At 37.6% G+C, this 13,916-nt stretch carries 13 protein-coding genes; all 13 read left to right on the forward strand.

Going from position 1 to position 13,916, the window contains the following annotated elements; all coding sequences use genetic code 11:
• The first annotated feature begins 28 nt into the window (after positions 1–28).
• On the forward strand, positions 29–1,732 hold the full coding sequence (locus tag ACFQ3Q_RS05630) for an FkbM family methyltransferase (protein WP_380743782.1): 1,704 nt from the start codon (positions 29–31) through the stop codon (positions 1,730–1,732).
• A gap of 2 nt (positions 1,733–1,734) precedes the next feature.
• Positions 1,735–3,015, forward strand: a complete 1,281-nt coding sequence (locus tag ACFQ3Q_RS05635; protein ID WP_380743784.1) for a glycosyltransferase — start codon at positions 1,735–1,737, stop codon at positions 3,013–3,015.
• Positions 3,016–3,097: 82 nt separating this feature from the next.
• A complete protein-coding gene (gmd, locus tag ACFQ3Q_RS05640; RefSeq protein ID WP_380743786.1) occupies positions 3,098–4,210 on the forward strand; it encodes a GDP-mannose 4,6-dehydratase in 1,113 nt (370 codons plus the stop codon).
• Positions 4,211–4,221: 11 nt separating this feature from the next.
• Complete coding sequence (locus ACFQ3Q_RS05645; protein ID WP_380743788.1) at positions 4,222–5,145, forward strand: GDP-L-fucose synthase family protein; 924 nt, start codon at positions 4,222–4,224, stop codon at positions 5,143–5,145.
• Positions 5,146–5,973 carry a glycosyltransferase family 2 protein gene (locus tag ACFQ3Q_RS05650; RefSeq protein ID WP_380743790.1) on the forward strand — a complete coding sequence of 276 codons (828 nt, stop codon included), beginning with the start codon at positions 5,146–5,148 and terminating at the stop codon, positions 5,971–5,973.
• Positions 5,974–6,018: 45 nt separating this feature from the next.
• Entirely contained in the window at positions 6,019–6,948 is a 930-nt protein-coding gene (locus tag ACFQ3Q_RS05655; protein WP_380743792.1) for a glycosyltransferase family 2 protein, read from the forward strand.
• Positions 6,945–8,189 carry a glycosyltransferase gene (locus ACFQ3Q_RS05660; protein ID WP_380743794.1) on the forward strand — a complete coding sequence of 415 codons (1,245 nt, stop codon included), beginning with the start codon at positions 6,945–6,947 and terminating at the stop codon, positions 8,187–8,189. The genes ACFQ3Q_RS05655 and ACFQ3Q_RS05660 overlap by 4 nt, the downstream gene beginning before the upstream one ends.
• Positions 8,190–8,195: 6 nt before the next feature.
• Positions 8,196–9,173, forward strand: a complete 978-nt coding sequence (locus ACFQ3Q_RS05665) for a glycosyltransferase family 2 protein (RefSeq protein WP_380743796.1) — start codon at positions 8,196–8,198, stop codon at positions 9,171–9,173.
• Positions 9,166–10,182, forward strand: a complete 1,017-nt coding sequence (locus ACFQ3Q_RS05670; protein WP_380743798.1) for a glycosyltransferase family 2 protein — start codon at positions 9,166–9,168, stop codon at positions 10,180–10,182. The genes ACFQ3Q_RS05665 and ACFQ3Q_RS05670 overlap by 8 nt, the downstream gene beginning before the upstream one ends.
• Positions 10,179–11,120 carry a glycosyltransferase family 2 protein gene (locus tag ACFQ3Q_RS05675; RefSeq protein WP_380743800.1) on the forward strand — a complete coding sequence of 314 codons (942 nt, stop codon included), beginning with the start codon at positions 10,179–10,181 and terminating at the stop codon, positions 11,118–11,120. Before ACFQ3Q_RS05670 ends, ACFQ3Q_RS05675 begins: the two co-directional genes overlap by 4 nt.
• 21 nt (positions 11,121–11,141) lie before the next feature.
• Positions 11,142–12,086, forward strand: a complete 945-nt coding sequence (locus tag ACFQ3Q_RS05680) for a glycosyltransferase family A protein (protein WP_380743802.1) — start codon at positions 11,142–11,144, stop codon at positions 12,084–12,086.
• The gene (locus tag ACFQ3Q_RS05685; protein WP_380743805.1) at positions 12,079–12,936 is read left to right on the forward strand and encodes a hypothetical protein; all 858 of its coding nucleotides are present in this window, start codon (positions 12,079–12,081) and stop codon (positions 12,934–12,936) included. The genes ACFQ3Q_RS05680 and ACFQ3Q_RS05685 overlap by 8 nt, the downstream gene beginning before the upstream one ends.
• The gene (locus tag ACFQ3Q_RS05690; protein ID WP_380743807.1) at positions 12,933–13,907 is read left to right on the forward strand and encodes a glycosyltransferase family A protein; all 975 of its coding nucleotides are present in this window, start codon (positions 12,933–12,935) and stop codon (positions 13,905–13,907) included. Before ACFQ3Q_RS05685 ends, ACFQ3Q_RS05690 begins: the two co-directional genes overlap by 4 nt.
• The last annotated feature ends 9 nt before the right edge of the window (positions 13,908–13,916 follow it).

Below are 13,916 nucleotides of genomic sequence, written 5' to 3' on the forward strand. Positions count from 1 at the left end.
TAATATCATTTTTTGATCTCTCAACTAAATGAAAAGCGAATTAGCTCCTGTCATATTATTTGTCTATAACCGGCCCTGGCATACCAGGCAGGTACTTGAATCTTTAAAGTCCAATAGCCTGGCCAGAGAGAGCAAACTTTACATTTTTAGTGATGGGCCTAAACTAAATGCCGACTATGACGAAATTTCCAGAATTAAGGAAGTCAGACAGCTCATACAGGAGGAAAACTGGTGTGGAGAAGTCGAAATTATTGAGAGAGAAGAGAATTTGGGCTTAGCTCAATCTGTAATATCTGGTGTTTCAGAAATTATTTCAAAGCATGGAAAAGTAATTGTCCTTGAAGATGACCTGGTAATAGGTAAACATTTTTTAGAATTTCTAAATGAAGGTTTAGACGTATATGAGGAACAAAAGGAAGTTTTTGGGATTTCCGCATATAAATTTCATTCTGTAAGTACTATTCAGGAACCTACTTTCTTTTTACCCATCATGAGTTCCTGGGGGTATGCTACCTGGTCTGACAGATGGGATAGGATTAATTTTGATGCTGATGAATTAAATAGAAAACTAAATTCAAAGGGGATTAGTGCAGAGCTTGATTTTGGCAATATTTCCTTTTACAATATGTTTCAGGATGAGGTAAAGGGTAAAATAGATTCTTGGGCAATACGTTTTTATGTTTCTATGTACCTGGAAAAAGGAGTCTTTTTATTTCCAAATACTTCATTACTTCTAAATATGGGTTTTGATGGTACAGGTGTTCATTCTGGTTTTTCAATGCCTTTTCATCATAAAACAAATCCAAAACTAAATAAGAAAATAGAAGTAAACTGGGAAAGGCTTGTTTTAGATAGCGATATTGTGGAAAATACTAAGCAAGGTACTTATCATTCCCAAAAAAATAAGGGAAAAGGGTTCAAGGGTTTTTTAAAACGAACAATTCCGCCGGAATTTATTCAATTCGCCCGCCGTAAATTAAACCGCGATAGTAAGGATCAAGAGCACTTATCTCAATTTCCCCGTTATACAAGAACTAGAAAGGAACTTCTTGGTGTGGAAATTGATATTCCAGATCTGGCATCTTTTAATTTTATGTACAGGGAGATTTTTGTACAAGAAATCTATAAGTTTTATACAGGAAAGAAAAAGCCATATATCATTGATGGAGGAGCGAATATTGGACTTTCTACGATCTATTTTAAAAATTTATATCCTGACTCTAGGATAATTGCCTTTGAACCCGATCCCGAAATTTTTGAAATACTTAAAGGGAATCTGGAGAAGTTCAATTATCAGGAACTAGAAATGCGCAATAAAGCTTTATGGGATAAAGAAAAAGAATTGGATTTTTGGTCTGAAGGAGCCGATGGCGGACTATTATCAGCGATCGATAATACTAATAAGGCTTCTGCCAAAATAGGGACTGTTTCTCTAAATAGGTTTTTAAATCAGGAAGTAGATCTTTTAAAGTTGGATATAGAAGGTGCAGAAACCGCAGTTTTAAAAGATATACAGCCTAATTTAAACAAAGTTAAGCGCATTTTTATTGAATACCATTCCTTTAAAGATAAACCGCAGAACATAGACGAAATTTTAAGTATCTTGATCAAAACAGGGTTTAGACTCCACATTAACTCACCGGGTATTTCCAGTAAGTCTCCATTTGTTAAATTGAATGTCTATAATAACATGGATATGCAGTTGAATATATACGGATTTAAAGAAAACTAAAAGTGAAAATACTTCATGTAAACACATTAGACAAAGGAGGTGCGGCAAATGCTTGTAAGCGTCTACACTTAGTTCTAAGATCACAGGATGTAGATTCAAAAGTTTTGTTGAGAGGCAAAGAGAATAATTGGCCAAAGTCCTATTTGTTCGAATCAAAACTTAAAAGCTTAAGTTTAACAGAGAAGCTTCAAAATAAAGCTTTGCGTTTAGCAAAAGAACTAAAGCTTTACAAGTCTCCAGTTGGGCTTAGTGAGGAACAAAAATTTCTCTCTGTACGGTCTTCAGAACTAGAACTGTTTAGTTTTCCATCTTCAGATTTTGATATTACCGAATCAACTTTATACAAAGAAGCAGATATAATTAACCTTCATTGGGTAGCTAATTTCTTGGATTTTAAATCTTTCTTCGAAAACAACACAAAACCGGTAGTATGGACCTTGCACGATATGAATCCTTTTACCGGAGGAGAGCATTATATAGAAGAATTCCTGGGGATAGACCAGAATGGGAAACCAAGTTTTAGGCAGGTCTCTAAAGAGGAAAAAATAAAGTCCGAATTCAACCTTGAACTAAAGAAAAAAGCAATAAGTCAATTCAATGACTTAAACATAGTTGCTCCATCCAGATGGTTGGCAGAGGAGGCAAAAAAAAGTGAGCTTTTCAATTCTTACCCGGTGCATCATATTCCAAATGGTTTGGATAAGGATATTTACAAACCTCTGGATAAATTTTTTCCCCGTCAATTATTAAACATTCCGGAAAATAAAAAAGTAATATTGTTTGTTGCTGACTCCATAGATAACCATCGCAAAGGCTTTATTTATCTGAAAAAAGCTTTCGAACATATATCTGACAGGAAAGATGTGATTTTGTGTGCGATTGGTAATACGGTTACTGAATTAAAGAGCGGTTCAGGTATTTTGAATCTGGGATTCATTAGAGATGAGAGGTTAATGAGTGCGGCATATAATGCTGCAGATGCTTTTGTAATTCCTTCTCTAATAGATAATTTACCAAATACGGTAATTGAGTCCTTAATGTGTGGCACTCCTGTTATCGGCTTTCCGGTTGGAGGTATTGTTGAAATGATCAAGGACAAAGAAAATGGGTTGTTAGCAAAAGATATTAGCGTTTCCGGATTAGCTGAAGCCATATCTTACTTCCTTAATAACCCTGATAAGTTTTCTAAAGAAAGTATCAGGGCTAAAGCAGTTGAGAACTACAATGCGAAAAAACAGGCTGACAGATATATTAAACTTTATAAGAGTATATTGGAGAAATAGGCTAACCACAATTACTTATAAAATATAGTTTGTAAAAAGCTTTAATTTTGGGGGGCTGGAGGCTGTATTAATTTAATTATTTATGAAAAAAGCACTCATCACGGGCATCACCGGTCAGGACGGGGCCTATTTAGCTGAACTATTACTATCTAAGGGCTATGAGGTTCACGGGATCAAACGCCGGTCTTCTATGTTCAATACCGAGAGGGTAGATCACTTATACCAGGACCCCCACGAGGAAGATATCCGGTTTAAATTACATTTTGGGGATCTCAGCGATTCTATGAACCTTACCCGAATTATCCAGGAGGTGCAGCCCGATGAGATCTATAACTTGGGGGCGATGTCCCACGTAAAGGTAAGTTTCGAAACCCCGGAATATACCGGAAATGTAGACGGCCTCGGAACCCTTAGGATCCTTGAGGCTGTGCGTTTACTGGGACTGACACATAAAACAAAGATCTATCAGGCATCTACCTCAGAACTATATGGTTTGGTACAGCAGGTGCCTCAGACCGAGAACACGCCTTTTTATCCCAGAAGTCCTTATGGAGTAGCTAAACTCTATGGCTACTGGATCACCGTAAATTACAGGGAAGCCTATAATATGTTTGCCTGCAACGGCATCCTCTTTAACCACGAATCTCCCTTGAGGGGTGAGACCTTTGTTACCCGCAAGATTACCCGCGCGGCAGCAAGGATCGCTTTAGGGATGCAGGAAACCCTTCACCTTGGGAATCTGGATGCCAGGCGCGACTGGGGGCACGCTAAGGACTATGTGGAAGCTATGTGGCTGATGCTGCAGCAGGAAAAGCCCGATGATTACGTGATTGCCACAGGCGTGACCACATCGGTGCGTGATTTTGTAAAACTGGCATTCGCAGAAGTAGGGATCAGCCTTGAATTTAAGGGTGAAGGAGTTAAAGAAGTTGGAATAGTCACTGCCTGTTCAGATCCTGAATTTCAACTCCCTGAGGGAATGCAGGTGGTAAGGATAGACCCGGATTACCACAGGCCTACCGAGGTAGACCTGCTTATAGGGGATGCCTCAAAATGCCGGGAGAAACTGGACTGGACTCCAAAATATAACCTGGAAGAACTGGTGAGGGAGATGATGGATGCTGATATCAGGCTTTTCCAGAAGGAGAAATACCTCAGGGATGGCGGGCACGATACCCTGAATTACCACGAATAATTTTTAAGACTATGGAGAAGGCTTCAAAGATTTATATAGCCGGACATACCGGGATGGTTGGCTCTGCCATTGTAAGGAACCTGAAGGCCAATGGTTTTTCAAACCTGGTATTCAGGGCTTCCGGGGAACTTGATCTTAAAGATCAGAAAGCGGTGGCCGGGTTTTTTGAAACCGAAAAGCCTGAGTATGTTTTTCTGGCAGCAGCTAAAGTTGGAGGGATAGAGGCCAATAACACTTACAGGGGTCAATTTCTGTATGAGAACCTGATGATACAGAGTAATATTATCCACCAGAGTTATGTTCACGGGGTAAAGAAGCTCTTATTCCTGGCTTCCTCCTGTATCTATCCAAAAATGGCTCCTCAGCCTATTAAGGAAGAGTATTTGCTTACCGGAGCCCTGGAGCCAACCAATGAGCCTTATGCCATCGCAAAAATAGCCGGCTTAAAAATGTGCGAGAACTATAATTTACAGTACGGCTGTAATTTTATTTCTGTAATGCCCACCAACCTGTATGGGCCTAACGATAATTATGATCTTAAAAATTCTCACGTGCTTCCTGCATTATTGCGTAAATTTCACGAGGCAAAGGTCAATAATAAAGACAGTGTCGAAGTGTGGGGGAGTGGAAGCCCCAGGAGGGAATTCTTATATGTAGACGATCTTGCAGAAGCCTGTTTTCACCTTATGCAGACCTATCATGGTAATGTGAGCGTTAATATCGGAACGGGGAAGGATATTTCCATAAAAGAGCTCGCTCAACTCATTAAACGGATCACCGGTTTTAAGGGAGAAATAGAATGGAATACCAAAAAACCTGATGGGACACCCCGAAAATTACTTGATGTTTCATTGATAAATAGCCTGGGGTGGAAATACTCTACAGGGCTGGAAGAAGGTATTTCTCTTACGTATGCTGATAAATTCCTGAATTAAATGTCTCAAAATTTACGGATATCAATAATTACGGTGAACTACAATAATCTTGAAGGGTTAAGGAAGACACTTCAAAGTGTTTTCGATCAGACCTTCCAGGAGTTTGAGTTCATTGTCATTGATGGGGCGTCCACCGATGGAAGTAAGGAGTATATTGAAAAGTTTCAGCGTAAAATTGATTACTGGGTTAGTGAACCAGATGAGGGAATATATGATGCCATGAACAAAGGTATTGATCAGGCTTCGGGGAAATATCTTAGTTTTCTAAATTCGGGAGATTACTATGTAAGTAAAGATGTCCTGTCAAAATTCATAGAAGCAGAACCTAAAAAGGATATTGTTTACGGTGATGTGCTTATTGAGGTGAAAGGAGCTAAACAAATAAAGAAAATGCCTGAGGTTACAGGTTTTGTTGAATCCCTTACTCATACCATTAATCACCAGGCCATTTTTTTTCGACAAAGACTCTTTCAAAATGGAGCCCGGTATAATTGTGATTATCGAATAATAGCAGATTGGATATTTATTAATGATGCTTTCCGCAGATCTGAAGTTAGCTTTCAGCATTTGGACTTAGTTGTGGTATGTTATGATGAAAATGGGGTTAGCAGTAATAAACATTTAAGATGGGAGGAAAGAGATGAGTATTTACAGCGAAATTTTGACAAAAACTTCCTTAATTTATTGACAGAATATAATGAACTACAACGCAAGTATAAGTCAAAGGAAAGCGAATTGAATGATCTTAAGAAAAAGATACTTGTCAATAAGGTAAGCCGCGTACATGATTTGTTTGGACGCTTTAAGAATTTTCTCAGCACTAAGTAGCTTAATTTTAACTAGATTTACTACATCCCGGGAATACTTAATTTTATGAGACCTTTTTTTTCCATAATAATCCCTTCTTATAATCGGGCATCTTTTTTGGGAAATACCCTGAATTCTGTATTGTTACAGGAATTTGAAGACTGGGAATGCCTGGTGGTAGATGACGGGTCTACCGATAATACTGAAGAAGTAGTCAAAGCTTTTAAGGACAGAAGGATCAGATACTTTTACAAAGAGAATGAAGAAAGGAGTATAGCCAGGAACTTTGGGATTTCCAAAGCCTTGGGGAAGTACATTTGTTTTCTGGACAGTGACGATCTTTATTATAAAAACCATCTTCAGGTCCTTTATGAAAATATAGAAAAAGAAAGATTTCCGGCTGGACTTTTCACAACCGGGATGAATGTCAAAAAAGACGGAGTATTAAATGCACGTCCTGTTTATGATCCTTCAAAATATGATCACCCTCTTACTTTTATATGGGAGAAGTTTTTATTGCCCACGTCGGTATGTATACATTCAAGTATTTTGGAACAACACAAGTTCCCGAGAGATTATAAGGTTTGGGAAGATACTCACCTGTTCTTGAGAGTAGCCGCTGATTTTCCCTTTTACCAGATAGATGAGGTAACAACCCAATGGAATGTGCATAAGAAAGGATCGGTATCCCGGGCTTTTGATGAGGTTAACAGCGCTCACGTGATACAGTACCTTGAATGTATAAAGGATCTTTTTCAGAATTATAAGGAACTTATATCTCCCTATCTTGATAGCGCAGATATGAAAGCGTATCAACTGAAAAAATGGCGAATGTTTACTGAAATCACCTATTATCAGTCTAGAATGAAAGATTTTATGCAACTGTATCTTTATGGGCTTAAAAATCTGGATATAAAGGAGGTGCAGTCCTTGTGTGCACCACTTATCTTGAGAAAGATCAGGAAAAAAATAATCTCATATTCCCCGGTGAGATGAAACAACTAAGGATAGCTTTTCTCGTTCCTGCTTTTCCCACTATTTCTGAAACCTTTATTGTTAATCAGATCGTGGAACTGAAAGAAAGAGGCCACCAGGTAATGATCTTTGCTTTTCAAAAAAATGAAACTGAGAACGTTCAGGAGCTCGTGAAGGAGTTCCGGCTTATGGAAAGCAGCATTTTTCATCACCTGCCTACTTCAGGAAAACCTCAGCGTTACCTGAATTTTTTTCAATTCCTTATTGATAGGCGAAAAGATGTTGACTTCAAAAGACTTTTCAAGATCTTCAGTTATAAGAATTTTGGAAAAAAAGCATTTAACCTGAGTTACTTTACCCGTTATCAGTGGATGCTTGAGCAGGGTGAATTCGATATAATTCACGCTCATTTTGGTCAGAGTGGAGCTTATGTTGCAGAAATGAAAGCTTATGGCTATTTGAAAAGCGCGAAGCTTATAACCACCTTTCATGGTTATGATATCCATCCCGCTAAATTAGAGCAATATAAAAGCGTTTATAGAGACCTTTTTGCTTTTTCAGATGTTATCACTTGTAATACCCCTTATACTTTTTCTTTACTTGACAAACTTGGTTTTAATAAGCCGGCCAGGGTGCTTCCGGTAGATCTGGATACCTCCAGGTTTAAACCAGCTTCTATAAGGAGATCTAAGAATAAATTTCTTCTTTTGTTCGTCGGTCGTTTGGTGAAGTTTAAAGCTGCTCAGTTGACAGTAGAGATTCTTAATATTCTCAATGACAGAGGCTACACAAACTCAGAATTAGTAATAATTGGAGAAGGACCGGAAAAGAACAAGGTTCTTGAACTGATCAATAAATATGGTTTTCAAGAAAGGGTATTGTTGACCGGAGCTTTAAAGCAGGCAGATATTATTAACTTTATGAATAAAGCTGATGTTTTTCTTTTTCCTGGCATTACGGACTCAAATGGAAGAGCTGAAAACCAAGGGCTTGTAATTCAGGAAGCGCAGGCAATGGAGCTACCTGTAATTGTTTCAGATGCCGGTGGAATGAAATATGGGATGCTTAATGGAGAAACAGGCTTCGTTGTTAAGAAAAATGACCTGGAAACATTTGCTGATAAAGTTGAGGAATTAATTAATAATGAAGCCCTCAGGATAGAAATGGGGAAGAAAGGGCGTAAATTTGTAATCGAGAATTACGATTCAAAAATTCTTGGTACACAGCTGGAGAATATTTATAATACCGCGCTAACTGACTAACCTGATTTGCAAGACTTAGTTTCCATAATAATTCCAACATACAACCGCGACCATTTGATCGGGGAGACCCTGGATTCTATCCAAGGTCAAACTTATACGAACTGGGAATGTATTGTGATAGACGACCGGTCTACTGATTATACTGAAGAATTATTAAGTTTTTACTGTTCAAGAGATACGCGGATAAGATATTTCAGCTTACCTGAAGACAGGCTCAAGGGAGCCAATTCCTGCAGAAATTATGGTTTCGAATTAAGTAAAGGAAACAGGATCATCTGGTTTGATAGTGATGACCTGATGCTTCCCGGATTTGTCTCAAAAGGGATACAGCTTTTTGAGAAGTACCCGGATACCGATCTGGTGGTAAGTGATTATGACATCTTTAATAATGAAGATAATGTGGTGTTCCACCGGCAAAGGAACAAAATAGATCAATTAGAGCAGGACTATTTTTCAGGCAAGGTCAATTTTGGTAATTGGGCAGCAATATGGAAAAGAGCTATTGTAAAAAACACTAAATTTGATGAAAGCCTGAGCCGTGCCCAGGAGCTGGACTTTCATTTTCGCATTTTTTCTTCCCTTAACCTGAACTGGAAACAGTTAAAGGGGGTAAATGTAAAGGTGAGAAGGCATAAAGATTCTCTAACCACACAATTTCATAAAGCCAATCTTGCAAGCCTGAAGTCAGAATTAAGGGTCAGAAGAAAGATTCTAAGTTTTTTGATAGAGAATAATTATGCCAAAGAGACCGTGGATGCGGCTTTCAGAATTTATCTTAATACTCTGAGAACTTTATATAGGAACCATGCTCTTAAGAATAGCATTTCGGAATTAAGAGAATTAGAGAAGGTATTGAATAAATCGCTTTCCTATCTCAAATGGGAAGCCTATTTCCTGTTTTTACTATATATTTATAAGTTTACCGGTCGGGACCACAAATTAAAAAATCACCTTTTCAAGTTAAGCCGCTTTGCCGATGTCTAAGCAAGAGGAATTGATATCTATAATTCTCCCTGTTTTTAACGGGCAGGAGTTTTTAGCTCAGGCAATAGAGAGCTGTTTGAACCAGACGTATAAAAATCTGGAGCTCATTATTGTTGATGATGCTTCAGAGGATAAAAGCCTTGAGATAAGCAGAGCCTTTGCCGCTAAGGATAACAGGCTTAAGATTTTTTCCAACAAGGAGAACCTTAAATTGCCGGGGAGTTTAAATTCAGGACATGCTTGGGCAAATGGGAATTTTATTACCTGGACAAGCCATGATAATGTTTTGAAGCCAGACTTTTTGGAAAAGCATTTTCAGAATATTGTCGCAAATAAGGCAGATATCTCTTATTCAAATTATGATATGATATTTGCAGATGGAAACATCAAGAGGGAACATCATCCCGGGCCACCTGAGTACTTGTTGTTCGGAAATCAGATTGGAGCCTCTTTTTTATACAGGAAAAAAGTCTTTGAGGAGCTTTCCGGCTATGATGAGAATCTTTTTCTTGTGGAAGATTATGATTTTTGGCTGAGAGCGGGGATGAATTTTAAGTATAGTAAAATAGAATATAACTTGTACTCTTATCGGATTCAGCCTGAAAGTCTAACTGCAAAGATTTATAATGAACGGGAATGGAACAGAGAGCACGATCAGGCATTGAGTAAAATGTTTCTAAACCTTAAGGAAAAGCTAGCTTGGGAAAGCCTAAGTGTGGAGTTCCTTTTAAAACTCTTCAAAAATGATAAGTCAGCGCTCCGGCTCTTTTTAAATAATAAGGCGGCTATTACTAAAGATTTCAAAAAATATTGTGGTAAAGAGCTGAATTATTCAGAACTGCAGAATGAGCTTTATAGACAACTAAGAATGGTCCTTAAACAACATCCTGAAGCAAATACTTTTCTGAATGTCTTAAGAATTCTGCGACAGGAAAGGAATATATTAATGCATCAAAAATTCAATAAAAAAGAAACTATAAAACTAATCTGTAAGTCCTTGGTAAATTGAGCGATATTCCTAGAACATATATTCTTTTGGCTACCTGTAACCGGGCCCGGTTATTAGAAGAAACACTGGAGTCTATCCGGAAGCAGACCTATACAGGCTGGGAATGTAAAGTTATAGATGATCATTCAGAAGATAATACCCGGGAAGTAGTAGATAAGTTTGCTGCGAAAGACTCCCGGTTTTCTTACCATCTGAAATCAAATGAATATAAGAAAGGGCTTTCGGGGAGTAGAAATTTTGGTCTGGACCTGGTGCGTAGGAAGAAGGCTGATTTTATCCAATTCTTTGATGACGATGATATAATGCATCCTGAAAAACTGGAACTTCAGGCAAACAAGCTTCAGGAGGATCCTGAACTCGCCTTTTGTTTGTGTGGAGTGAGAAGTTTTAATAAACGCGAAGATGTGCTTTGGGATTTAAGATCTACTTTTAACTATCCTGCTAAATTGGACCTGGGAGAAGCTTTTTTGCTGGGAGAAGTTCAATTTGTAGCTCAAAATCCGCTTTTTCGCTTCAATTATGCCTCTGCATTCAAATTTGACGAAGATCTGGACTATGCTGAAGAATGGGCCTTGTTTGTATGTATGTTTATGCAAAAAACTCCGAAATATGATAGTCTTAACAGAGTTCTTTTTTACCGGAGGAAGCATTCGGGGGCTGTAACAGAAAGCGATTCGGCTGAAACCGTTAGAAAAGCAGATCTTTTGGCAGCCAAGCTGAAAATTTTTAGTTTTTTAAACCAGCATCATCTTCATACTTCCATTAGTCTGGTTTACTTCTTTCGACTTTTTCTTCTATACCAATATGATTCCAAAAACCTCCGGCTGGTCGGGCAGAAATTGAAAAAGCTGGACAGGAAAGCTTACTTAAAGTTTAAAACAGGGATATATCTCCATAAAATATTCAGAAAGCTTATATTGGGATTATTCAGATATTAGTTCTTTTAAAACAATTCTTGCTTGAAGTTTCCGAAGATTTTCATATTGCTTAGCACGTTCAACAGGGCGTATCTCATAGAAGATACACTTAACTCTATAATTAACCAGACCTATAAGAACTGGGAATGTATCATAGTGGATGATCTTTCTGAAGATGAAACAAAGCAGCTTATTGAAAAGTATATAAAGATAGATCAGCGTTTCTCCTATTATTTGAAGTCTGATAAATACAGGAAGGGGTTATCGGGAAGTAGGAATTATGGCCTTGATATAGCATTTCATAAAAATGCCGAATACATCCAGTTTTTTGATGATGATGACATTATGCATCCGCAAAAACTGGAAATGCAAATTCGGCCCTTTATGGAGAATGAAGATCTGGATCTTACGATCTGTTGTTACAGGAAATTCCATAAAAAGTCTACAATTCAGTTTGATCTGGATAAGGCGTCAGACGGGAGCTGTAATATTTGTTCAGATGAGCTTTTAAGGGATTTTTATCTAAATAGGGTTGACCTTAACTCCCCGGGGCCTCTCTGGAAAGCAGAAGTTTTAAAGAATTATCGTTTCTGTGAACATCTGGAGTATGCGGAAGAAAGGGAATTTTATCTTAGAATCTTCTTAAATGAAACGATTAATTACAGGCCGGTTGATAAAGTGTTGTTTTGGTATAGGAAACATGATAGAGCAATTACAAGTAACCTGTACGGTGAAACCAGCCGAAAGAAAGAGTCTATGGTATTGTTTGAAAGAACCTTTTTTAGAGAGGTGCTTACACAAGAAAATGCACCATATTTTATTCTAAAATCTTTGGCTAAACAGGCGGTAAATAATTCTGACTACAGGTCAATATCAGACTTAATGGAGTATATAAAAAACCGATTGAATTTGTTAGATTTGAGATATATGAAACTCTTAGCATTCCTCTTCTATAATAGAATGACTAAAAAAATGGTCGATGCCTAAAATCCTGCATTTTACACCTGTCAGAAAACCTGCAGACGTTCTTGAGTTACATCTAAGAAGTTTGATAGGAATAAATAAGGAAAACTTTTCATTGACCTACTCATTTTTCGATGATAATGTAGATGAAGAAAGCTCAACTATATTAGAGCAATTTGTAGAAAATAATAAGAATGCACTTTTGCACCAATTTGATTTGGAAAAAGCTTCAAATTATAAGGGTAATGAGCGGTGGGTTCCCCAATTATACCAGAGAATTACACTTATCAAAAATAAGGCTATTCAATATTTTTTACAACACGATTTTGATTATCTGTTCTTAAGCGATGCCGATTTGATAATTAATCCTGATTGCTTAAAAAACCTGGTCTCGAAACAGCTGGATTTTTGTGCATCGGTATTTTGGACCCATTTCAAAGGTAACCTTACTTATACTCCAAATGCGTGGTATGCCAAGCATTTGGGATTTTCAAAAGAAGATTTGATGAGGTTTAAAACTCCTGGTACATATGAGGTAGATTTTACAGGTGCTTGTACATTGTTGTCAAGAAACATTCTTGAAGCCGGTGTCTCATTTGAAAAGATCTCAAATATTGAATTCCTGGGAGAGGATAAACATTTCTGTATTAGAGCAGCAGTTCTGGGATTCCAGGCTTACCTGAATACCGAGTATCCCTGTTTTCATATTTATCAGCAATCCAATGTTCAGGAAGGTAAACCCCTCTTGGATAATAATTTTGATTTTAATCTGGAAGACTATTTGGATGAAAATTGGGAGGCGAAACTTGATGAAATGGTGACCCCTAAAAAAAAGAGTATCCTGCAAAGGGCTAAATTGAGGTTTAGAAAATGAGGGAAGGTGTAAATCCAGAAAAATATAAATCCGGTTTAAATAAATCCTATTTCCACAGGATTATTATACCTGTTTATATCCCGGAAACGGACGACACCTATTTTTCTGAAAGCCTTGAAATTTTCCGCAAAACCCTGAATTCGATAGAAAGAACTGTCAATCCCGAAATTACTGCTGTTAGCATAATAGACAACCATTCTTCCGGAGTGGTCAAAGAACTTATTAATTCTTACTGTGAGAGGGGAGTTGTCGATAAACTCGTAACTTATTCAGAAAACCGGGGGAAGGTATATGCTGCAGTGAGTGAGGCAAGAGCCTGCTATGAGCCTTTTGTAACTATCGCCGATGCCGATGTTTTGTTCTTTAAAGGTTGGGAAAATGCAGTTTTTCAAGTTTTTAAAGAACACCCAAAAGCGGGGGTCGTATCGCCGGTACCATCACAAAACCTGGGGCTTTATTACACATCATCGGTGTTTTTTGATAATTTCTGGAAGAGAAATATTGGCTACGATAAAGTTGTTTCCGATAGGGATTGCGAATTTTTTATAAGAGGTATGGGAAATCCTGCGCTTCTCAAAAGAGATAAAAACAAGTATAATTGGAAAGAGAAGCAGTATTATTTAAAAGGTGATACAAAGGCAATAATTGGCGCAGGTCATTTTGTGGCAACTTATAAAAGAGGTCTTTTTAATCAAAACTCAGGTTTCCCTGAAAAAAAATTTGATATCGGTTATGAACAATCTTTTTTAGATAAGCTTGCAGATAAGGCTGGAACTTATCGTTTATCTACACCTAAGACCTATGCTTATCATATGGGAAATAAGATGGACGAATTCATAAGAGAATATCAGGGTTCTGGTGAAATTTTGAGGAATATACCTTGTGTCTGTAATTCTCTGCCAAAATTAAATACACCATATTCCTTGCGCTCAGCTTTTTTTAAAACTATGAAAAAACTAATTAAATTTTAAGGCTATCAA

It is taken from the genome of Salegentibacter chungangensis, from assembly GCF_042678405.1.
Lineage (GTDB): Bacteria > Bacteroidota > Bacteroidia > Flavobacteriales > Flavobacteriaceae > Salegentibacter_A > Salegentibacter_A chungangensis.

Excerpts from the sequence above, each read along its gene's own strand:
- ACFQ3Q_RS05630 (WP_380743782.1), top strand. The coding sequence starts at position 29 with ATGAAAAGCGAATTAGCTCCTGTCATATTATTTGTCTATAACCGGCCC.
- ACFQ3Q_RS05690 (WP_380743807.1), top strand. The coding sequence starts at position 12,933 with ATGAGGGAAGGTGTAAATCCAGAAAAATATAAATCCGGTTTAAATAAA.
- ACFQ3Q_RS05670 (WP_380743798.1), top strand. The coding sequence starts at position 9,166 with ATGTCTAAGCAAGAGGAATTGATATCTATAATTCTCCCTGTTTTTAAC.
- ACFQ3Q_RS05685 (WP_380743805.1), top strand. The coding sequence starts at position 12,079 with ATGCCTAAAATCCTGCATTTTACACCTGTCAGAAAACCTGCAGACGTT.
- ACFQ3Q_RS05650 (WP_380743790.1), top strand. The coding sequence starts at position 5,146 with ATGTCTCAAAATTTACGGATATCAATAATTACGGTGAACTACAATAAT.
- ACFQ3Q_RS05660 (WP_380743794.1), top strand. The coding sequence starts at position 6,945 with ATGAAACAACTAAGGATAGCTTTTCTCGTTCCTGCTTTTCCCACTATT.
- ACFQ3Q_RS05645 (WP_380743788.1), top strand. The coding sequence starts at position 4,222 with ATGGAGAAGGCTTCAAAGATTTATATAGCCGGACATACCGGGATGGTT.
- ACFQ3Q_RS05655 (WP_380743792.1), top strand. The coding sequence starts at position 6,019 with ATGAGACCTTTTTTTTCCATAATAATCCCTTCTTATAATCGGGCATCT.
- gmd (WP_380743786.1), top strand. The coding sequence starts at position 3,098 with ATGAAAAAAGCACTCATCACGGGCATCACCGGTCAGGACGGGGCCTAT.